The organism is Arthrobacter sp. GAS37, assembly GCF_044908325.1.
Taxonomy (GTDB): Bacteria; Actinomycetota; Actinomycetes; order Actinomycetales; family Micrococcaceae; genus Arthrobacter; species Arthrobacter ramosus.
This window is the reverse complement of record NZ_JBIYDB010000002.1, coordinates 130,444-151,799: the sequence shown is the minus strand read 5'-3', so window position 1 is coordinate 151,799 and position 21,356 is coordinate 130,444. Positions and strand designations below refer to the sequence as shown.

The 21,356-nt window shown below is 63.5% G+C and carries 19 protein-coding genes; 11 read left to right on the top strand and 8 right to left on the bottom strand.

What is annotated here, in order from left to right; translation table 11 throughout:
• Nucleotide 1: 1 nt before the first annotated feature.
• The 10 genes from pafA to ABH924_RS02890 all read left to right on the top strand — a co-directional run bounded on the left by pafA (nt 2) and on the right by ABH924_RS02890 (nt 12,283).
• Entirely contained in the window at nt 2-1,366 is a 1,365-nt protein-coding gene (gene pafA, locus ABH924_RS02935) for a Pup--protein ligase (protein ID WP_078108903.1), read from the top strand.
• 100 nt (nt 1,367-1,466) lie between these two features.
• The gene (locus tag ABH924_RS02930; RefSeq protein WP_404496760.1) at nt 1,467-2,411 is read left to right on the top strand and encodes an FKBP-type peptidyl-prolyl cis-trans isomerase; all 945 of its coding nucleotides are present in this window, start codon (nt 1,467-1,469) and stop codon (nt 2,409-2,411) included.
• Between the two features lie 49 nt (nt 2,412-2,460).
• A complete protein-coding gene (locus ABH924_RS02925) occupies nt 2,461-2,856 on the top strand; it encodes an FKBP-type peptidyl-prolyl cis-trans isomerase (protein ID WP_234749311.1) in 396 nt (131 codons plus the stop codon).
• 95 nt (nt 2,857-2,951) lie between these two features.
• Nucleotides 2,952-4,958, top strand: a complete 2,007-nt coding sequence (locus ABH924_RS02920; RefSeq protein ID WP_404496758.1) for a helix-turn-helix transcriptional regulator — start codon at nt 2,952-2,954, stop codon at nt 4,956-4,958.
• Nucleotides 4,959-4,978: 20 nt separating this feature from the next.
• A complete protein-coding gene (locus ABH924_RS02915; protein WP_404496756.1) occupies nt 4,979-5,329 on the top strand; it encodes a hypothetical protein in 351 nt (116 codons plus the stop codon).
• Nucleotides 5,330-5,361: 32 nt separating this feature from the next.
• Nucleotides 5,362-5,628 carry a Sec-independent protein translocase subunit TatA gene (tatA, locus tag ABH924_RS02910; protein ID WP_234749305.1) on the top strand — a complete coding sequence of 89 codons (267 nt, stop codon included), beginning with the start codon at nt 5,362-5,364 and terminating at the stop codon, nt 5,626-5,628.
• A gap of 48 nt (nt 5,629-5,676) precedes the next feature.
• On the top strand, nt 5,677-6,471 hold the full coding sequence (gene tatC, locus ABH924_RS02905) for a twin-arginine translocase subunit TatC (protein WP_234749969.1): 795 nt from the start codon (nt 5,677-5,679) through the stop codon (nt 6,469-6,471).
• A gap of 24 nt (nt 6,472-6,495) precedes the next feature.
• On the top strand, nt 6,496-9,393 hold the full coding sequence (locus ABH924_RS02900; protein WP_404496754.1) for a DEAD/DEAH box helicase: 2,898 nt from the start codon (nt 6,496-6,498) through the stop codon (nt 9,391-9,393).
• Between the two features lie 32 nt (nt 9,394-9,425).
• Nucleotides 9,426-11,102, top strand: a complete 1,677-nt coding sequence (locus tag ABH924_RS02895) for an amidohydrolase (RefSeq protein WP_404496752.1) — start codon at nt 9,426-9,428, stop codon at nt 11,100-11,102.
• A gap of 437 nt (nt 11,103-11,539) precedes the next feature.
• Entirely contained in the window at nt 11,540-12,283 is a 744-nt protein-coding gene (locus ABH924_RS02890) for a polyprenol monophosphomannose synthase (protein WP_234749300.1), read from the top strand.
• Nucleotides 12,284-12,370: 87 nt separating this feature from the next.
• Here ABH924_RS02890 and ABH924_RS02885 read toward each other — a convergent pair whose 3' ends face one another.
• The 4 genes from ABH924_RS02885 to ABH924_RS02870 form a co-directional block, all read right to left on the bottom strand.
• Nucleotides 12,371-12,718, bottom strand: a complete 348-nt coding sequence (locus ABH924_RS02885) for an RNA polymerase-binding protein RbpA (protein ID WP_059389983.1) — start codon at nt 12,716-12,718, stop codon at nt 12,371-12,373.
• Nucleotides 12,719-12,961: 243 nt separating this feature from the next.
• The gene (locus tag ABH924_RS02880; protein ID WP_234749298.1) at nt 12,962-13,981 is read right to left on the bottom strand and encodes an SPFH domain-containing protein; all 1,020 of its coding nucleotides are present in this window, start codon (nt 13,979-13,981) and stop codon (nt 12,962-12,964) included.
• Between the two features lie 60 nt (nt 13,982-14,041).
• Nucleotides 14,042-14,491: an NfeD family protein gene (locus ABH924_RS02875; protein ID WP_234749296.1), complete on the bottom strand. Its 450-nt coding sequence runs from the start codon at nt 14,489-14,491 to the stop codon at nt 14,042-14,044.
• 109 nt (nt 14,492-14,600) lie between these two features.
• Entirely contained in the window at nt 14,601-15,455 is an 855-nt protein-coding gene (locus tag ABH924_RS02870; protein WP_404496750.1) for a methyltransferase domain-containing protein, read from the bottom strand.
• 44 nt (nt 15,456-15,499) lie between these two features.
• On the opposite strand from ABH924_RS02870, the gene ABH924_RS02865 reads away from it, so the two are divergent.
• The gene (locus tag ABH924_RS02865) at nt 15,500-17,551 is read left to right on the top strand and encodes a S9 family peptidase (RefSeq protein ID WP_404496748.1); all 2,052 of its coding nucleotides are present in this window, start codon (nt 15,500-15,502) and stop codon (nt 17,549-17,551) included.
• Here the strand turns inward: ABH924_RS02865 and ABH924_RS02860 are convergent.
• Genes ABH924_RS02860 through ABH924_RS02845 form a run of 4 tightly spaced genes read right to left on the bottom strand, consistent with a single transcriptional unit; the run spans nt 17,541 to nt 21,247 of the window.
• A complete protein-coding gene (locus ABH924_RS02860; RefSeq protein ID WP_404496746.1) occupies nt 17,541-18,218 on the bottom strand; it encodes a peptide deformylase in 678 nt (225 codons plus the stop codon). The genes ABH924_RS02865 and ABH924_RS02860 overlap by 11 nt on opposite strands.
• Before the next feature lie 15 nt (nt 18,219-18,233).
• A complete protein-coding gene (locus tag ABH924_RS02855; protein WP_404496744.1) occupies nt 18,234-19,376 on the bottom strand; it encodes an FAD-dependent oxidoreductase in 1,143 nt (380 codons plus the stop codon).
• Nucleotides 19,369-20,097, bottom strand: coding sequence for a class I SAM-dependent methyltransferase (locus ABH924_RS02850; RefSeq protein WP_404496742.1), 729 nt, complete (start codon nt 20,095-20,097; stop codon nt 19,369-19,371). Before ABH924_RS02850 ends, ABH924_RS02855 begins: the two co-directional genes overlap by 8 nt.
• Nucleotides 20,098-20,110: 13 nt before the next feature.
• Nucleotides 20,111-21,247: a type III polyketide synthase gene (locus tag ABH924_RS02845; protein ID WP_404496740.1), complete on the bottom strand. Its 1,137-nt coding sequence runs from the start codon at nt 21,245-21,247 to the stop codon at nt 20,111-20,113.
• Nucleotides 21,248-21,356: the final 109 nt, after the last annotated feature.

Here is a 21,356-nt window from a genome sequence, read left to right as displayed (position 1 = left end):
GATGGACAAAAGGATATTCGGGATCGAAACGGAGTTCGGTATTTCGTACTCGAGCCCCGACTCACGGCCATTGGCTCCCGAGGAAGTCGCCAGGTACCTCTTCCGCAAAGTAGTGAGCTGGGGACGTTCCTCCAACGTCTTCCTGACGAATGGCTCCCGACTGTACCTGGATGTCGGCTCGCACCCGGAGTACGCCACCGCGGAATGCGACGACCTTGCGCAGCTGATCGCCCACGACCGGGCCGGGGAGCTCATTCTCGATGACCTCGTTGACGAAGCGCAGGCGCGGCTTGCGGCGGAGGGATTCAACGGAACGGTCTACCTGTTCAAGAACAACACCGATTCCGCCGGAAATTCCTACGGCAGCCACGAAAACTACCTGATTCCACGGCGGGGTGAGTTCTCGCGGCTCGCTGAGATCCTCATTCCCTTCCTCGTCACGCGGCAGCTGATCGCTGGTGCGGGCAAGGTCCTGAAGACACCCCATGGGGCCACGTTCGCGTTCTCCCAGCGTGCCGACCACATTTGGGAAGGCGTGTCTTCCGCGACGACGAGATCCCGCCCCATCATCAACACCCGTGATGAGCCGCACGCCGATGCCGAGTTCTTCCGCCGTCTGCACGTGATCGTCGGCGATTCCAACATGTCCGAGACCACCGCCCTGTTGAAGGTGGGAACGGTGGATCTGCTCCTGCGCATGATTGAGGCCGGAGTGATCATGCGGGACATGCGTATGGAGAACCCCATCCGCAGCATCCGGGAAATCTCCCACGATCTCAGCGGTAAAGCCTTGGTGCGCCTGGCCAACGGCAGGCAACTCACGGCCCTGGACATCCAGCGTGAGTACCTTGCAAAGGTCACCGCCTTTGTAGCATCGAACGGAGCCCACAATCCGCACGTACCGCTCATCCTGGATCTTTGGGAAAGGACCTTGGACGCGATCGACAGCGGCGACACCAGCGGAATAGACACGGAAGTGGACTGGGCCATCAAGAAGAAGCTGATGGATGGATACATGCGTCGCCACGGAATCGGCCTCGACTCCTCGCGGATCGCGCAACTGGACCTCACGTATCACGACATCTCCCGCAAGCGCGGGCTCTTCTTCCTGCTCCAGTCCCGCGGCGCGGCGCGGCGCCTCGTGGCCGACACCGACATCAAGGATGCCGTGGATGCGCCGCCGCAGACCACCCGGGCAAAACTCCGTGGCGACTTCGTCCGGCGCGCCCAGGAACTCGGCCGTGACTACACTGTGGATTGGGTCCATCTGAAGTTGAACGACCGCGCGCACCAGACGATTTTGTGCAAGGATCCCTTCCGTAGCGTCGACGAAAGAGTGGATGCCCTCCTGGACTCAATGAGCTGACTCCCAGCTTCACCAGCTACTCTGGAGGTTGGCCTTTTAACAGGCCTCTACGCGCATGGCCCTGCCATGCCCTCCTTTTGCCCCGACGAAAGTTCAATTTGTGCGACGTCTACTAGCAATTCTTATCCCCGGCCTCTTGCTGATTACCGCCTGCGGCGGAAGTCCGGCAACAACAGCGACCCCGGAGCCCACCAGCCAGTCCGCCGGCGAAGTAGCCAAGCTGGATTCCCTCAAGGTCTCCGACAATGGAGACAAGAAGGCACCCGGCCTGGAATTCAACAAGCCGCTGGACGTAACGCAGCCGACCATCAAAATGGTCAGCGACGGCACCGGCGACAAGGTGAAAGCCGGACAGGTGGCGCAGATCACCTACATTGCCGTCGACGGCAAGGACGGCAAGACCCTCGAAGACACATTCCCGACCGGGTCCCAGCCCGTCGAACTGAACGACCAGCTCAAGACCGGCAGTGCCGTGCTTTACAACGCGCTCGTCGGTGCGAAGGTGGGCGCTGACATCGCTTTCGCCGTCCCCGGAACTGCGGCGTCGGCTGAAGCAGCAGCAACGTCATCCCAGCTGGTCGTCTTCAAGATCACTGGCGTCAAGGACGCAGTCAAGCCCCTGGCCAAGCCCGAGGGCGATACTGTCACTCCGCCGGCCGGCCTCCCCACGGTCAAGGTCGATGACAAGGGAATTCCGCAGATTTCCGTTGACGGCGCGAAGGCCCCGCAGGCCCTCGTCTCCCAGGACCTCATCAAGGGCAAGGGCGCAGCCGTCAAGGAAACGGACACCCTGACGGTCAACTACGTCGGCGTCACCTTGGCTGATGGCAAGAAGTTCGACTCCAGCTACGACAAGGGCCAGACCGCCAGCTTCGCGCTCAACGGCGTTATCAAGGGCTGGACGCAAGGCCTTGCGGGCAAGACGGTCGGCTCCCGTGTCCTCCTGGTCATCCCCAAGAGCCTCGCATATGGCGACGCCGCCGCAGCCCAGGGCCAGCCCACGGGCGACCTCGTCTTCGTCGTGGACATCCTGGGCGCCCAGTAACCTTCCGCAAACTTCAATAACACCGTCCCTATCAAATTGAGGAGTACCCATGTCATTTGGTCAGCGTGATTACGACCGCACTAAGCCGGAGATCGACTTCCCGGAGGGCGACGTCCCCACGGAACTCGTTATCAAGGACATCGTCGTTGGTGACGGCGCCGAGGCCAAGGCCGGCGACACCGTCTCCACCCACTACGTTGGCGTTGCCTGGTCCACTGGCGAGGAATTCGACGCATCATGGGGCCGTGGCGCACCGCTGGACTTCCGCGTGGGCGTCGGCCAGGTCATCCAGGGCTGGGACCAGGGACTGCTTGGCATGAAGGTCGGCGGCCGCCGTCGCCTTGAAATCCCCTCTGAGCTTGCCTACGGCTCCCGTGGCGCGGGCGCGGCCATCAAGCCCAACGAAGCCCTCATCTTCGTGGTGGACCTCGTGGCAGTCCGCTAGGTTTCGCAGCATAGGAAGGCGCGCCTGCAGCCGGAGAAATCCGGCCGCAGACGCGCCTTCCGCCTTTACCTGAGGAATTTAGTAACGTAGCAGGCGTGTCCGCATCACGTACCGAACGACTCCTGAACCTGCTGATCGCCCTTCTGAACACGAAATACGGGCTGTCCCGGGCCGTTCTCAGGCAGAAGGTCTATCACGACGCCGGCGACAGCGACGTCGCGTTCGGACGCATGTTTGAACGTGACAAGTCAGAATTGAAACGGTTTGGCTTTGATATCGAGACGCTCCTTGACCACGGGTTCGGCTCGGACGATCCCGCTTCGACCCGCTACCGCATCGGCAAGGAATCCAATCGCCTGCCGTATGTGCACCTGACGCCGGCCGAGGGCACTGTCTTGCTCCTGGCTGCGCAGCTGTGGGAACGCGCGGCGCTCGGCTCGGCCGCTGCAAGCGCGCTACGGAAGCTGCAGGCTTCCGGCGACCTTGCCGACATCGAACTCCCCGCCGGCGTCCAGCCGCGCATCAAGCCCGCCGGCCAGGCTTTTGACGACGTCATCGTTGCCATGAACGGCCAACACCCCGTGAGTTTCGGCTACCGTGCCGCGAGCACCGGCAAAGACGAACGCCGAATGGTAGAGCCCTGGGGCCTCGGGAGCCGGTTCGGCCAGTGGTACTTGGTGGGCTTAGACCGGGGCCGGAACGCGAAACGCTTTTTCCGGCTGTCCCGGATGACGAGCGATGTTCATGTTGAGACCGGGTATCACTGCGAGATACCTCCGGGGTTTGATACCCGTGCCGAGCTGGACAGCCTCAATGAACTTCCCCTCCAGGAGGCCCAGCTCGACGTCGCCGAAGGCCGTTTGCTGGGTCTTCGCAAGCGTGCGGTGAGTGTCACCGGGGCCACCGGCGCCGGCGGCTCCGAGGAAGGCAGGGACCGGCTCTCTGTGCCTTTCCGGGACAGTGAGCTGCTCGCCGAAGAACTGGCCTCCTATGGTCCCCACGTGCTCGTGGCCGGACCTCCCGAGCTGCGCGACGCCGTGATCCGCCGCCTTGAAGCTGCCGCTGCGTTCGCGTCGAGCCCCGCCGTCGAGGTCCGCTTTTCCGGCTCCGGACAAGCACCGCGGACACGCAAGCGGACCTCGGAAGACCAACTCAACCGCATGCTCCAACTGGTCCCCTTCCTTGTCCACAACCAGGGCCTGCCCATCCAGGAGGTGGCGGACCGGTTCGGGGTCACCCGTGAGGAACTCGTCGACGACTTGAAGATCCTGATTTGCTCCGGCCGCCCCGAAGGCTATCCGGATGACTTGTTCGATATCGATTGGGAAAACGAGCACGTCTACATCCGCGAGCACCTCGAACTCAACCGGCCCATCGGCTTCAGCGTTGATGAGGCTTGCGCCCTGCTGACGGGCTTGGCGACCCTGGGCGGACTTCCCGCCCAGGCCGGAATGTCGGAGGACGAGCAAAGCGGAGCCCTGGAGTCCGTGACCCTGAAGCTCACCGGCGCTGCGGGGGAGGCCGGCCGTTTGGCGGCGGCCGTCGCCGGCCCACCCGTGACCCCGGCCGACGCCGGGGCGTTCGACACCATCACGCGGGCGATCCAGTCGGGTCACCAATTGCGGCTTCGCTACCTGTCACGGCAGCACGACTCAGTCTCCGAACGGGACGTCGACCCTTTCCGGCTCTATTCCTTGGACAACACCTGGTACTTCGAGGCGTACTGCCATAGCAAAGCCGGACTGCGGAACTTCCGCCTCGACCGCATCGAGGAGATCGCGCCCAACGGCCGACCGGTTTCCAGGAGTGCAGGCGCCGAGGAAGGCGTCCCGGTGAAGCTGTACACGCCCAAGGACGACGACGTCGTCGTCGTCCTCCAATTGACCCGGCAGGGCGTGGGGCTGGCGGACGACTATTATGCGGACCGGACGGCTGTGCTCCCGGACGGCGGCTTGCTCGCCGAGGTCCGGTTCGGAAATGCGGACTGGTTGCCGATGTTTGTTGCGCAGCACGGCGGCGCGGCCCGCATATTGCAGCCCGCAGAGCTCGCCGACGCCTCGGCAGCCTGGGTGGCTGCCGCACTCGCGCAGTACAAGCAATGAAGGCTGGTTAGACTACTCAAATGCCTTGGTGGTGCTGGATCCTTTTGTGGCTCGCGCTGATTGCGGTGTCGCTGCTTTGCTATGTCCTGCTGGGCGTCCGGCTTTTCCGGAAGTTCATGGCCACGGTGCATGAATTGAGTGCCGCAGGGGAGCGGCTTGGGCACCGCACGCATCTTCCCGAACGCGCCGACGACGACGGCGAGGCGTCGTCGAAAGTGTTCGGCGCGGCCGTTTTTGCCTCACCGGAACAGATGCGTCATGATTACGTGACGGCCAAGGCCTCCCGCCAGGAAGTGCGTCGCCAAAAGCGCGTTAAGCGCAAAGCAGAACGGGGCCAACCCCAGTCTCTGCACGACATCGATTTCAGTTAGACGTAGGATGTATTCCAACGAAAGGACTTCCCGTGGGACGACTATTTGATGGCCCTTGGCCAATTGTCATTATCATCATCGTGGCCCTGCTGCTGTTCGCGGCACCCAAGTTGCCTGCCATGGCCCGCAGCCTCGGCCAGTCGATGCGCATCATCAGATCCGAAGTCAAGGAAATGAAGAACGACGGCAAGCCGGCGGCCAAGGACGACACGGACCCCGTTGAAGGCAAAGTGGTCAACCACCCCGAAGCGAACAAGAGCGGCAACGACACTGACGTTCCGCCTGCAAACCGTAGCTAAGCAGTAGTGGCAACGAAGACGGGCCGCAAAGCCAACCCCGAAGGGCGGATGGCGCTCCTAGACCACCTGAAGGAGCTTAAGAATCGGCTGATCAAGTCTGCCGCCGGCGTTCTCCTAGGCGCAGTGGCAGGGTGGTTCCTCTATGATCCGGTGGTCAATAGCCTGTCGGATCCGTTGGTCAAGATCGCCCAGGAGACCAAACGGACCGCGGTCCTGAATTTCGCGAGCGTGGGGGATCCTTTCGACTTCAAGCTCCGTATTGCCATCCAGATCGGCTTGGTGCTCTCGAGCCCCATCTGGATCTACCAGGTCTGGGCATTCATCACTCCCGGCCTGACCAAGAAGGAGCGCCGGTACACGCTCGGGTACATGGCTGCGGCGGTGCCGCTGTTCCTGGTTGGCGTGTATGTCGCATGGCTGGTGATTCCGAACGTCGTGCGCGCTCTGCTGCAGTTCACGCCCCAAAACGGTGCCAACAACATCGACGCTTCCCAGTACTTGACGTTCGCCACGCACATGCTTCTTTTCCTCGGCATCGCCTTCCTGGTGCCGGTGGTGTTGGTGGGCGTCAACATGGCGGGCGTTTTGAGCGGCAGGACCATCCTCAAAGCTTGGCGCATCACGGTCTTCCTCGTGTTTGTCCTGGCGGCCGTTGCCGCGCCCGGTGCGGACGCTTTGTCCATGTTCATGCTCGCAGGCCCCCTCCTTGCGCTGTTCTTCGCCGCGATCGGGCTCTGCATGCTGAACGACAAACGGCGCGCGCGCCAGCAGTCGAAGATTGCCGCTGAGACGGACGCCACGGCCGACGTCGCCACACCTTCTTCCGATCTGGAGAATCTGTAGTCTCACGGCCACTAGGCTTGAAGCATGTCCTCCAATTCAGGGGCCCTTTCGCCCTCAGAAGCCTTTCAAGCCGCAGCGCAACGGAGTGCTGAGTCGAAAACCTATCTTGGCACTTTTGCCCAGTCGTTGGAGTTCGAGCTTGACGATTTCCAGCGTGACGCGTGCCGTTCGCTCCAGGAGGGCAAAGGAGTGCTCGTGGCGGCGCCCACGGGGGCCGGGAAGACAATCGTCGGCGAGTTCGCTATCTACCTGGCGCTCGAACGCGGGCTCAAGGCGTTTTATACGACGCCCATCAAAGCACTAAGCAACCAGAAGTTCTCAGAGTTCTCGGCGAGGTACGGTGCCTCAAACGTGGGACTGCTGACTGGTGACACCACCATCAACGGCGAGGCTCCGATTGTGGTGATGACCACTGAGGTCCTGAGGAACATGCTCTACGCGGACTCGGACACCCTGGGAGACCTTGGCTACGTGGTGATGGACGAGGTGCATTACCTGGCGGACCGCTTCCGCGGTGCAGTCTGGGAAGAGGTGATCATCCACCTGCCCAGCGAGGTGCAAGTGGTTTCCCTCAGCGCCACGGTGTCCAACGCGGAAGAGTTTGGTGCGTGGCTGGACACGGTGCGGGGGCACACCGATGTGATTGTCTCCGAACATCGTCCCGTCCCCCTATGGCAGCACGTCATGGTCGGGCGCGAGATCGTCGATCTCTTCGCTGGGGATACCAGCTTTGACGAGATCGCTCCAGAGGCACCAGACGGCGAAGCACCGGCGCCGGAGGCAGTACGGGAGCCGGACCGGAATCCCTTGCAGAGGGAATTCGAGGTCAACCCGGAATTACTGTCCATGGCCCGGGCGGAAAGCCAGATGAACTTCCGTGGCCGCTTTGGCCATGGTGGACGCAGCCGCCGCCGGCAGGACCGCCAGCGCGACAACAGTGCCGGGGAGCAGCGCAGTCCTGTGCGCAAGGCCAGCCGGCCCCAGATCATTGCGAGCCTTGACCGCCAAGGGCTGCTTCCGGCCATTACCTTCATTTTCTCCCGGGCCGGCTGTGACGGGGCCGTCGCGCAGTGTGCCGCCGCCGGGCTGTGGCTCACGACGGAGCGCGAACAACAGATCATCGCGTCCCGGGTGGATGAGGCGAGCCGCGAGATTCCCGCCGACGACCTCGATGTCCTGGGTTTTTGGAGTTGGCGTGACGGCCTGCTCCGGGGGCTCGCGGCGCACCACGCCGGTTTGCTGCCCACCTTCAAGGAAGTCGTGGAGACGCTCTTCGCGGATGGCCTGGTCAAAGCCGTTTTTGCCACGGAGACCCTCGCCCTGGGCATCAACATGCCCGCCCGCTGCGTTGTCCTGGAGAAGCTCGACAAGTTCAACGGCGAAGCCCACGTCAACATCACCGCGGGGGAGTACACCCAGTTGACCGGCCGCGCGGGAAGGCGTGGAATCGACGTCGAAGGCCATGCCGTGGTCCTTTGGCAACCGGGTACCGATCCTGCTGCCGTCGCCGGCCTCGCTTCGCGGCGCACCTACCCGCTCAACTCAAGCTTCCGGCCGACTTACAACATGAGCATCAACTTGATTGCCCAGTTCGGTCGGCCCAGGGCACGGCAAATCCTCGAATCGTCGTTCGCCCAGTTCCAGGCCGATCGGTCCGTGGTGGGGCTGGCCCGGCAGGTTCGAAGCCGCGAAGAGTCGCTGGCCGGCTATGCCGAATCCATGAAGTGCCACCTGGGCGACTTCACCGAGTACGCCAAGCTCCGGCGGGACCTTAGCGAGGCCGAGCAATTTGCCTCGAGGAGCACCTCGCGGGCCCGCAAATCGCTGACCGTCGACTCGCTGACCCGGCTCATGCCGGGCGACATCGTCAAGGTTCCAGGCGGACGCACGCCGGGCTACGCCGTCGTGCTCAACGCCGATCCCAACTCGCGTGAACCGCGCCCCGCGGTCCTCACGGAGGACAACCAGCTGCACAGGATCGGCGCCCACGAAGTCGAAGGTCCGGTCGCTCCCGTGTCCTGGATCCGGATTCCCAAGTCGTTCAACGCGAAGCTGCCCAAATCCCGTCGTGATCTGGCATCCGCCATGCGGGATGCCGTGCGCGAGGGACGTCCGCCGGCCCGCGGCACGAACCGGAGCGAGGACTTTGGCCGGGCCCGTTACATGCCGGACCAGGAAAAGAAGATTGCGGACCTCCGCCGGGCATTGCGTGCCCATCCTTGCCACGGCTGCAGCGAACGGGAGGACCATGCCCGCTGGGCCGAGCGCTGGTGGAAACTGCGCCACGAAACCGATGGGCTCGTGCGGCAGATCCAGGGCCGTACCAACACGATCGCGAAGACATTCGACCGCGTGTGCGATGTCCTCGCCGCCTACGGTTACCTCCAGACGTCCGACGCCGGCCATGTCACGATCAGCGCGGACGGCCAGCGCCTGCGCCGCATCTACGGCGAAAAAGACCTGCTGATCTCCCAGTCCATACGCCAAGGGGCCATCAAGGACCTCGATGGCGCCGAGCTGGCTGCGCTGGCCAGCACGATGGTCTACCAAGCCAAGCGCGACGATCGCGGTCTGCGGCCCAAGATGCCGTCCGTGTCGCTCGAAACGTCCGTGGACATCGTGGTGCGTGAGTGGTCTGCGCTGGAGGACGTCGAGGACAAGAACAGGCTGCCGTTGACCGCCGAGCCGGAGCTGGGACTTGTCTGGCCCATCTTCAAATGGGCGAAGGGCCGCCATCTTCAAGAGGTTCTCAGCGGCACCGACCTCGCCGCAGGCGACTTTGTGCGCTGGGCGAAGCAGGTCATCGACCTGCTGGACCAGATGGCCAAGATTCCAGGGCTTGAACGGCGCCAAACAAAGACGTGCCGCGAAGCGATCGATCTGGTCCGCCGCGGCGTCGTCGCGTACTCCAACGTCTCCTGACCCACTACAGATTCCCAGCAAGGAGCATATCCATGACCCATTCAGGCGCGCCCTCCGATAACCGGCCCCGCAAGGTCACGATGTACCGGAACGGCTCCGTCTACACAGCCGCTGATCCCTTCGCGAGCGCAATGCTGGTTGACGGAGACACTGTTGCCTGGGTCGGTTCGGAGCAGGCAGCAACGTCGATTGCCGATTCTTCGATGGAAGTCATCGATCTCCGGGGAGCTTTGCTGGCGCCCGGTTTCGTAGACTCCCACATGCACCTCACGGAGACCGGAATTGCTTCCGATTCCCTCCAGCTCGCCGGGGTCCGCTCGGCACGGGAACTGCTCGACGCCGTCGCCCTCGCCGCCAGGGCTCTTGGCACCACCGGCGCCGTGCTTGGCCACGGTTGGGATGACTCGCTGTGGCACGAAAAGACGCTGCCCGCGCCGGAAGAGCTCGACCGCGCCGCGGGCGGGCTCAAGGTGTACCTGGCGCGCGTGGACGCGCACTCGGCCCTTGCTTCATCCTCCTTGGCATCCGCCGCGGGCCTGGACGGCCTTGATGGGTACGACGGTTCCGCGCACGTCCTGAGGGCTGCCCATACCGCTGCGCGACTGGTCGCCAGGCAGTTCCCTGACACCGAACGCCGCCGATACCAGGAACTGGCCCTTCGCGAGGCTGCGGCCAACGGCTATGTGGCCCTGGCCGAAATGGCGGCCCCGCACATTTGCAGTGTCGACGACCTTCGGATGTCTGCGTCGTGGAACTCTGCGTCGTGGAACGAGGGCAGCGCGGGTGTCCCCGGGATCCTTCCCTATTGGGGCGAACTCGCCACATCGGCCGAGCATGCCGCTGCCATCCTGGAGGGCTTGGGCGTACCCGTTCTTGGCTTGGCCGGTGATTTGAACATCGACGGTTCCATCGGTTCGCGAACGGCTGCCCTGAGCGAAGACTACGCAGACGAGCCGGGCCACCGCGGAAGCCTCTATGTCTCCGTCGACGACGCCGCCCGCCACATTGCAGCCTGTTCGGCGCTCGGTATCCAGGCAGGCTTCCACGTCATCGGCGACGCGGGACTGAAGACGGCGCTGGATGCCTTTGACCTTGCCGCGTCGGAAGTGGGGGAGCAGCGGGTCCGTGCCGCCGCGCACCGCCTCGAGCATGTGGAAATGGCGGATGCCGGCGATTTCGCCCGGCTTGCGAAGTATTCGATTACAGTGAGCGCACAGCCCGCCTTCGATGCCGCCTGGGGCGGGGCAGGAAAACTGTACGAGCAGCGCCTGGGGGCGCGAAGCATGGCCATGAACCCCTTCGCTTCGTACTACTCCACCGGCGTGCCGGTGTGCTTTGGAAGCGATAGCCCGGTCACCCCGTTGCGCCCATGGTCCAGTGTCAGGGCGTGCTTGGAACACAGCAATCCGGATCAACGCATTTCTGCAAGGGCAGCGTTCCTCGGACACACCCGGGCCGGTTGGCGGGCCGGCAAAGAGCGCAATCCGCTCATGGGGCAATTGGTTCCAGGGGCCCCTGCGAGTTTTGCAGTGTGGGAAGTTGAAGAGCTGATGGTGCAAGTGGCCGATGACCGCGTCCAGTCCTGGTCCACCGATCCGCGCGCACGAACGCCCCTCCTCCCCGCGCTGGACAGCGGTAGCGATCCCGCTTGCCTACAGACCGTGCGCGAAGGCCAGGAGATCTTCGCGAGTGAAACTTTGCGGTCATAGTTGCAAATAGCTTGCTGGTCCTGAGGGCCCCTGACCTGCGTGGATGAATAAAGCCCCAGCTCAGGCGGCGCTTGACAGGATTTGTGAAGTCCGTAGCATTTAGGGTCAACAGGCTTCCACAGGGAATACCTGGTTGTCTGGCCGCGGTGGGGTCCGCTGCCAAAAACAGTCAACGGACCCGTTTTCCAAGACCGCGGCACTCGTAGTGGGCAGGTCCACTGTGCCGCAGAAAACGGTTCGGCCTCGAGTTCAACACGCGGGCCGGCACTGGACCTGGGCTAGTGGACCTGCCCGCGGCCAAGCACGAACCGTGTGGCGGACGCCACAGGTGGCCCCGGGTACGTCAAGTTGTCGTTCTATAATGGAGAGTTGCGCCTGAATGCCAGCCACGCTGCTGCTCCGGCCCACTGACCGCTCCATCAAGGAAAGGCCTCTTCTTGCGTGTCCTGACGATCATCCCCACGTACAACGAGCTGGAATCGCTACCCAAGACTCTCGGACGGCTGCGCGCGGCTGTGCCCGCCTCAGACGTCCTGGTTGTCGACGACAACAGCCCTGACGGCACGGGACAGCTAGCCGACGGCATCGCCGCCGAGGACAACCAGGTCCATGTCCTGCACCGCAAGGGCAAGGAAGGCCTCGGAGCCGCGTATATTGCCGGATTCAAATGGGGTATGGCGGCTGGCTACGACGTCCTCGTTGAGATGGACGCCGATGGTTCGCACCAACCCGAGCAACTGCCGTTGCTGCTGGATGCGATCAACGACGGCGCCGACCTCGCCATGGGCTCACGCTGGGTTCCTGGTGGCGGCACGGTGAACTGGCCGCTCTACCGTCAAGCGATTTCACGCACGGGCAGCACCTATGCCCGGCTCATGCTTGGCCTGAAGATCAAAGACATCACCGGCGGCTACCGCGCGTTCCGACGCAGCACCCTTGAGGCGCTCAAGCTGGACCAGGTCGAATCGGTTGGCTACGGCTTCCAGGTGGACCTGGCGTGGCGGGTCGCCAAGCTTGGCCTGAAGATCGTCGAACGCCCCATCACCTTCGTTGAGCGCGAGCTCGGGGCCTCCAAGATGAGCGGCAACATTGTCGTTGAGGCCATGATCAACGTCACCAAATGGGGGCTGGCCTCCCGTTGGGCCGCGTTGACGCGGAAGAAGACCCCGGTCGAAAAGTAGGCCAAACAGACAAAGGCCGGGTCCGCGCTCTGCGAAGAGTGCGGACCCGGCCTTCGTCGTGAAACTATTCCCTTAAGAACTGTGCCGCTATGCCGAGCGGCGTTCCCCGCGGCGTTCGCGCAGGATGTTCAAGCGGTCTTCCAGGATCTGCTCGAGCTCGGGAAGGCTGCGGCGTTCCAGCAGCATATCCCAGTGCGTGCGGACAGCCTTCTCGTTGGTGTCAACGGGGCGTTCGCCATCAACCAGGAGCGCTTCCTTGCCGGTCTTGGAAACCCAGACGGGAGGGATCTCGGCTTCGGAGGAGAAGGTAACGAAGACCTGCTCTCCGTCCGCGCAGCGGTATTCAACCCTCTGACGCGGCGCCGGCTCCACACCGGATTCGGTTTCCATGCTCTGGGCGCCAAGACGCATGCCCCGCAGGCTGCGATCGCTCATGATTACTCCCTCTGTCTGTTCGCGGAACCATGCTCCGCGCTAGCCGGACGCCACAATGGCGTCGTCCGGACTACTGTCTGCACACGTTGCATCACTAGATGAAACGCCTGACCAAGCGTTAATGTTCCGTTCGGATTGAACCGGCCGGACAAATACACCATTATACGCGGATCGAAGCGGTCAGGACAAAGCGAAGGGGACCGGCCAGAGAATTTGGCCGGTCCCCTTGCAGACTGTCCGCAGTTACGCCTGCGGTTCTTGTGTAGCTGGCGTCGAGGGGGCGTGTCCGGAACCTACAGCTGTGGTCCCCGCCGGTGCAGGGACCTCGGCTGGGGGCTTTGCGGAATCGCTGAACAGGTCTGCGACGCCTGATCCGCCGTTGGTGCCACCCAGCGCACCGCCGATGCCTTTGAGGGCCTCACCTACCTCGCTCGGGATGATCCACAGCTTGTTGGATGATCCCTCCGCGATCTTCGGCAGGATCTGAAGGTACTGGTAGGCCAGAAGCTTTTGGTCCGGGTTGCCCTTATGGATGGCGTCGAAGACCTTCTGAATGGCCTGGGCTTCGCCATCGGCACGGAGGATGGCTGCCTTGGCGTCACCCTCTGCGGCCAGGATTGCAGCTTGCCGTTGCCCCTCGGCCGTCAGGATCTGCGATTGCTTGGTGCCTTCGGCGGTCAGGATCGCAGCACGACGATCCCGCTCGGCCCGCATCTGCTTCTCCATTGAGTCCTGGATGGAGTGCGGCGGGTCGATTGCCTTGAGTTCCACGCGTGAAACGCGGATTCCCCAGCGTCCCGTGGCTTCGTCCAGGACCCCGCGGAGCTGGCCGTTGATCTGGTCGCGCGAGGTGAGCGCTTCTTCAAGATTCAAGCCGCCCACGACGTTGCGGAGCGTCGTGGTGGTCAGCTGTTCAACAGCCTGGATGTAGTTGGCGATCTCGTAGGTCGCGGCCCGGGGATCCGTGACCTGGAAGTAGACCACGGTGTCGATCGAGACGACCAGGTTGTCCTCGGTGATCACCGGCTGCGGCGGGAAGGAAACCACTTGTTCGCGAAGATCCAACAGCGGCAGCAGGCGGTCGACGAAGGGGATCAGGATGGTGAGCCCGGGGTTGAGCGTGCGCTGGTACTTACCGAGGCGTTCTACGACGCCGGCGCGCGCTTGCGGGATGATCCTGATCGAGCGGACCAAAACGATAATCACGAATATGACGAGAACTAGCAGCACGATCGCGGCTGCAGTTCCTCCCAAGCTGTCCATACATCTCCTTCATTCCCCAGTTACGTATTTGATGCGGTTCTACGTGCGGCAACGGGCCGATTACTCTTCGGCGGAGGCGACTACCGCCGTCGCGCCGTCAATCCTGGTGACCTGGACGGTCTGGCCGGCGTCGATGATTCCAGCAGCGCTGCGGGCGCTCCACACGTCGCCACCGATCTTGACCAGTCCCGCCGTCGCACTGACGGGCTCCATGACGAGCGCCGATTGGCCGATCAGGCGGTCCACGTTGGTACGCTGCTCGGCTGGCCCCTTGTGCAAATGCTTGAGTGCGATGGGACGGACGAACGCGATCATCAGCAGGGACACGATGCAAAGGACGACGATCTGCAACCAGAGATCGGCTCCGGCTAAGTCAGCGACGAGGGCAGCCAGCGCACCGGCCCCGAGCATGATGAAGAAGAAGCTGAGCGTGAGCATCTCCACCACGGCAAATGCGAGAAACACGGTGAGCCAGAGGGCCCACCAGTTGCTGCCAAGCCATTCAAACATCGTTCCCCCTGTTTCCGGACCTGCGGCGGCAGCCGGCCTGATCCGGACTGCAGCGTCGGCAAGATCACAGTCGCTGTTTTTCCATCCTAGCCCGGCGCGAAGGTTCCCGTTAGGAGCCTTGCTCCGCCGCTATGAAAACGCTGAGGGTGAACTTCGCGGTGGCATGGACGGACGTTTCCGCGGCCGTCGACGCCAGAAGAGCGGAGCGCTCAAGGTGGTGGCCTGCCGGTCCCATGAAGGCGACATCGGCGATGTCCCGCCCGTCGAGCTTGAGATCCACGTCGAGTTGAATGGTGTCCGCAAGAGTGAAGAACTCCTGCATGGACTCGGCAAGGCGCTCGTCTTTGCCCGGCTCAATTCCCAACATTCCAGTCCGTTCGGCAATCTCCCCAAGGTGTCCGTTGCGCGGAGTCACCACGATCATCCGGCCGCCTGGACGCAGCACGCGGGCAAATTCCGGGGGATTCCGCGGCGCAAAGACCACGATGATGGCATCCGCGGCATGGTCGGCGAGCGGCAGGGGACGCCAGACATCCCACACGAGATTGATTGCCCCGGGATTCAACCGTGCTGCCCGGCGGAGGGCGAACTTCGAGATATCGATGCCAATTGCTGCTGCAGGAGTGCGGTCCAGCACCGTGCGTAAGTAGTGGCCGGTGCCGGTCCCCGAATCCAGGACGAGCGATCCCGGCGCCGCCAGGACCGGTGCCGCCAGCTCAGCGATGGCTTCAGCGAGGGGTGCGTAATGGCCCGCGCCCAGGAAATCGTTGCGGGCTGCCACCATCTCGGCCGTGTCGGCTTCGAACACCGTGCCCTTGCCGGTGAGCAGGTTGAAGTAGCCCTGTTTGGCCGCGTCGAAATTGTGGCCGGCGACGCAACCCAGCGAAAACGGCGCCGCTCCGCGTAGCACGAAAGAACCCTGGCAGACCGGGCAGCGCAGGGCAGGGACGGCGTCGGAAAGCATATGGACAATCCTACGGCGGCCGGAGTGGCACGTATCGTCATGCCATGACGGCCGCTAGGCTCACCAGCGTGAAAGCCGAACAACTCCCGCTGCTGAATTCCGTCTCCGCCCCCGCCGCACATCCCGACGGCACCCGCGCCGTCGTGTCGGTCACGCGGCCCGATTTCGACGCCGATGCGTACGTCGGGCAGCTTTGGAGTGTTCCATTTGACCGTGCGATACCGCCCCGTCGGATCACCCGTGGCTTCCGGGACACCGCACCCGCGTTCTCGCCCGACGGCAGCGTGTTGGCATTCCTCCGGGCGACGCCGGAGGGCAAGCCGCAACTGCATGTGGTGGAGGCCGGCGGCGGGGAGCCGCAAGCGATCACGGAACAGAAATTGGGAGTCTCGGAGTTTTCCTGGGCGCCGGACTCGCGCAGGATTGTGTTTTCGTCCCGGGTTCCCGAAGAAGGCCGCTACGGAACGGTTGATGGCGTCGGGGCGGGCAGTGAAGACCCCCGATTGATCACCGACAACCAATACAGGCTCAATGGACTGGGCTACACCGCGGACAAGCCCGCCCAACTGTTCGTCATCGACGTCCCCGAGCTCGGAGCGGAACCTCCCGTGGTTCCTGTGGGGAGGGCCGCCAAAGCCCGCGGGGCTGATGCGGCGGGCCTGGTGCCGCCGGCCGTGCGGTTGACGTTCGGCGAAGCCGACCACACCTCGCCGTCCTTCAGCCGGAACGGTGCGAGCGTCTATTTTGTCGCCGCGCTCCACGAAGGGCACGACGCCGATATCGCCTCGGGTATCCATCGTGTCCCCGCTGCGGGCGGCGAGGCCACGGCACTGCGTCTGGACGCTGCGCCGCAGTCCGTGCAGGAAGTCTGCGAATCCGCGAACGGTGAATGGCTCTTCTTTACGGCTCAGGACCTTGGCGACGACGGCCTGGACTTCGTCGCGAGGAACACGGCCCTGTACGTCATGCCGGTCCGCGGCGGCAAGGCAACGATGCTGAGCGACGTCGAAAACCAGGACATTGGCGGCAGCCTCGAAGCTTTTGGAGTGGATGGGGTGCTTGCGCTCAACACGAGCCGTGGGAGCGTGCAGCTGATCCAATGGACGGCCGACGGCGGGACCGAGGTCCTTGTCAAGGAGCCCCGGGTAGTGATTGGCGCTTCCGCGGTGGGAGACCTGGTGGCTGTCACTTACGGTGACGCTTCCAGTAATGGAGAGCTCGGCGTCCTGGAGAAGGGTGAACTCCGAGTCCTCACCGATTTCACCAAGGCGCTCCGGGACGAAGCAACCATCCTTGAACCGCATGAGTTCACTGCCACCGGCACTGATGGCTACCCGGTCCATGGCTGGGCGGTCCTGCCGGAGGGGCCCGGCCCCCACCCCGTGCTGCTCACGATCCACGGCGGCCCTTTCGCCCAGTACACAGGGGCCTTCTTCGACGAAGCCCAGGTGTACGCCGAGGCGGGATACGCCGTGCTGATGTGCAACCCGCGTGGTTCCGCCGGGTACGGCCAGGCCCACGGTGGAGCCATCAAGGAGAAGATGGGCACCGTGGACATGGCAGATGTGATCACCTTCCTGGAGGGGGCCCTGGAAGCCTTCCCGGCCATGGATAGGGAATCGATCGGCATCATGGGCGGATCCTACGGCGGGTATCTGACTGCCTGGGTTATCGGCCACGAACACCGCTTCAAGGCAGCCATTGTGGAGCGCGGATTCCTTGACCCGGTGAGCTTTGCGGGTTCCTCGGATATCGGATGGTTCTTCGGCGGCCAATACATGGGTGGCTCGCTGGAGCAGATGGCGGCCCAAAGCCCCATGGCCGTGGTGACTGCCGTGCGGACGCCTACCCTGGTGATCCACAGCGAAAACGATCTCCGATGCCCGGTTGAACAGGGCCAGCGCTACTTTGCCGCGCTCAAGGCGCAGGGCGTGGAGGCGGCGTTGCTCCTCTTCCCGGGTGAAGACCACGAACTATCGCGGTCGGGCACCCCACACCACAGGCGACAGCGATTCGAGCAGATCCTCGAGTGGTGGGCAAGGCACCTGCCTTCCGCAGCAAACCCCCCGCACGAGACCGGTTCAACTACGGGTTGAGGAAACCCAGCCCGCGGCGTGCCTCGTCGATTCCGGGGTACGCCCAATGGGCGGAGTACTCTCCATCGTTTGCCAGTGACCGCAGCTCGCCGCGGTCCAAATAAAGTCCGCCGTGCAGGTGGTCGGTCTCGTGCTGGACTATCCGGGCCTGCCATCCGGAGAATCCGCCCGAGGCCGCACTGCCGTCAGGACGCTGGTAGTGCAGGCGAACGTCGCGGTGCCGTGTGACCACGGCCTGGAATCCCCGCATCGACAGGCAGCCTTCGTAGAACGACGCCGTGGAAGTTCCCTCGGGCTCGTAGCCGGGATTCAGTATTGCGAAGAAACCCAACGGCGTCCTTTGGCGGATCTCCGAGGCAACAGGATCAACATCGAAACGGTCCTCGAGCACAGCCAACTGCAAGGGGATGCCGAGCTGCGGTGCTGCCAGGCCCACACCGGGAGCGGCATGCATGACATCCCGCATCCGCTCGATCAGCTGCGCCAATTCGGTGTCCTCGAGCTGGCCGTCGTAGGGCGCGGCGCGCTGGCGTAGCACCGGATGGCCGACCTGCACGATGGGCGGGAGGCCGTCGAGACCGAGTAAGTCCTGAACTGCTCTGCGGATTTCCGAGGCAGTAAACGTCGTGTCCGGGCCGGCAGGCAAGGGGCGGGTCTCAAAGTCCATGGATTGAGCTTAGTGTCAGTGCATCGTGAATCTCCGGGCAACAAGCTCCGAGAACATCGGCAAGGTGATGGCCCGGCCGATCACGGCATTCCGTGCGCTGAGGACCTTCGGCGGCAGGGGTCGGCCCAGCGCCATGTTCAGGCTGGCCTGCCAGATGGCTTTCTTCGCCGCACGCTGCCGGTCCCGTTCGAAGCCCGCGAGTTCCTTGCCGGCAGGGCCTCCCGCCGATGTTCGCAATGCTTCGCTGACGATCGGCGCCAAGGCAACGGCGTCCAACCAGCCCAGGTTCATCCCTTGACCACCGATCGGGCTGATCTCGTGCGCGGCGTCTCCAAGCAGGGCGACTCGTCCGTGGACCATCTGGGAGACCAGCCGAGAGGTGACGCCGAAAGCGCTGATCATCGTATTGCTTGCGGAGTCCACCGCGCTGCCGGTCCGCTTCCTGATGAGGGCGGCGAGCGCATGGGGAGTGGGTTCCTGACATGGGGCGCCAAGCCGGACCACCCACCGGCGGATGCCGCCTGGCAAGGGAAAGGACTCCACGATTCCTCCCGGCTCAAGGAAAAGGACAGCTTTGTTGCCGTACATCGATTCATCCCGGAAATCGCCCATCACGTAGTAGTCGGGATACGTGCGCAAGCGTGGCTCCAGTCCCAGTCCTTCGCGCACTGCCGAATGGACACCGTCGGCTGCCACCACGAAGCGGCCCAGAAACTCCACTGGAGCCCCCTCTTGCTGTCCGCGCAAACGCAGGTGCCCGCCGTCGTCGACGACTTCCTCAACCTGCACCCCGCGGTGGAGTGCGTTCGGATCGAGGTCGATCACCCTGGACTCAAGGGCGTGGGTGGTGAGATATTGCGGAACGGAAAGGATGAAGGGGTACTCGGCCGAGGGGCGGGCGAAGTCCATCTCGGCAACTTTCCTGCCGCCGCTGTACGCGGCACCGTGGGTGATCCGGACCCCTGAAGAGACCAGGGGATAGGCGGCACCTACTGCGTCCAAAGCTGCCAGGGCGGGAGGGTGGATTCCAATGGCGCGGGTCTGGCGGCCCGACGTCGCGCGCCTTTCCAGAACTGCAACGCGGTGCCCGTTCTGCAGCAGCAGGGCTGCCATGAACAGCCCGACGGGCCCGGCTCCAACCACCACGACGTCAAACATCGCGGACCTCGCCGGGCCGGTAGACCAGCAGGTTGTGCCACAAGCCGCTCGGTTCAACCGTCCAGGCCGGAGGAGCCGCGGCACGGAGTTCTGCTGCTGTGTAGCTCCGCCTGATGGACGTGAGGCCGTCACCGTGGATGTAGGATCCAATGCCGAGGGGCCAGGACCCGGCCCAGAAAAGTGCGTATGCGATGCGGCTGCGCGTGAGGTCGTTGTGCAGGGCGATCCGGCGGCACAAGCGTTCGGAATCGTGAAGGAACGACGCGAGTTCCGGGGTGGTCAGGTGGTGCAGGACATGGTTGGAAATAACGACGTCGAACTGGCGCCCTTCCGACACGAGCTCTGAGCTGAGGGCTTGTCGGTAGCCGACCCCCTCCACGGGCGGGGCAGAGTTCGCGAAATGGAAGGCGCGCTCGTCCGGGTCGATTCCCGTGACTTCCAGACGGTAACCGTCTTCCGCGGCCCGGCGCGCGAGGCTGCGGGCGACGTCTCCACCGCCGCAGCCGATGTCGAGGACCGTGGTGGGGGCCGCCGTCGTGAGCAATGGCTTGATCCGTGAGTTGTAGGTGTCCCGCCAGCCGGACACCACAGCGTTGACGATCGGAAACCGCGCGTAACTCCTGTTGAGCCGGTCAAGTTCGCAATCGGGGCGGTCCATGTCTTCCACCGCGGCTTCATCACGTGCGTTGAGAAAGCCGCCTGGGCGGGGAAGGGCAGGCATCACAGACTCGGCATCACAGAGCCGGGGAGACCCTGGTGAACAGCCCCGTCTCCACGGTGAGGCCGGGCCCGAAGGCCATGGAACAGATGCGTTCCTCCCGCTCTGCCGGAGTTTGTCCCAGAATGTGCTTCAAGACGAAGAGCACGGTGGCACTGCTCATGTTGCCGTAGTCGCGAAGGACTTCGCGGGCGGGAATCATCTGTTCTTCGGTGAGTTCAAGTTTCGATTCGACTTTGTCGAGGATGCTGCGGCCGCCGGGATGGATGGCCCAGTGCGTAATGTCCCGGTAGGAGAGCCCAGTCAAGGAGGGGTCCCGGGCAAGCAGCGGCTCGAGCGCGCCGGTGATGTGTTCCTCGATGATGTGCGGCACGTACGTGCCGAGAACCATCTCGAAGCCTTCGTCGCCGATATTCCAGGCCATCGCTTCTTCGCCGACGGGCGTCAGGACAGTCTCGAAGTGATCAAGCCTGATCACCGGGTCCGGACCCTCAGGTTCACGGGAAGTCACGACGGCGGCCGCCGCACCATCCGCAAAGATCGCCGATCCCATGATGGTGTCCGGATCATTTGAGGTGCGGACGTGGAGCGAGCAAAGCTCCACGCAGATAACCAGGACGACGGCAGAGGGATCGGCCAGGCAAAACTGCCGGGCTGCACGAAGGGCGGGGAACGCCGCGTAGCAACCCATGAAGCCAAGGTGATAGCGCTGCACGGCGGGGCTGAGTCCGAGGGCCCGGACTACTTTGTAGTCGGGTCCGGGATTGAAAAACCCGGTACATGAAACAGTGATGACATGAGTTATGTCAAGTAAATCGATGTCGGGACATTTCCCGACGGCGGCTTTGGCGGCCTCAATGAACAATTTGGTCGCTTCGACGGCAAAGATTTCGTTGCGGACCTTGGTGCTGGGGCTAAGTACGCGGCCCGTGGCAGGGTCAAAGAACGACGGATTCTCGGAGTGATTATCAAGGGACAATTCGGCGACGGCGGTGAAGCGGGTATCGATGGCTGCTGAATCAAAGCAGGTTCGCACCAGCCGGGATCCAAGCCGTGTCAGGCCGGGTTGGGATGCAAAAACGTCGCGCGCCTGTGGTTGCACAAGCACTGTGGGCGGTACGGCAGTTTCCAGAGACCTCACGTAGACCGGCATGCTTCATTGTTGGCGACGAAGATGCTGTTGACAATGGCAGAGCGTGGAAATGTGGACGTTTTGAAGGGTCTCGGCCGATTTCCGGGGCGCCGCGGACACAACCGCATTC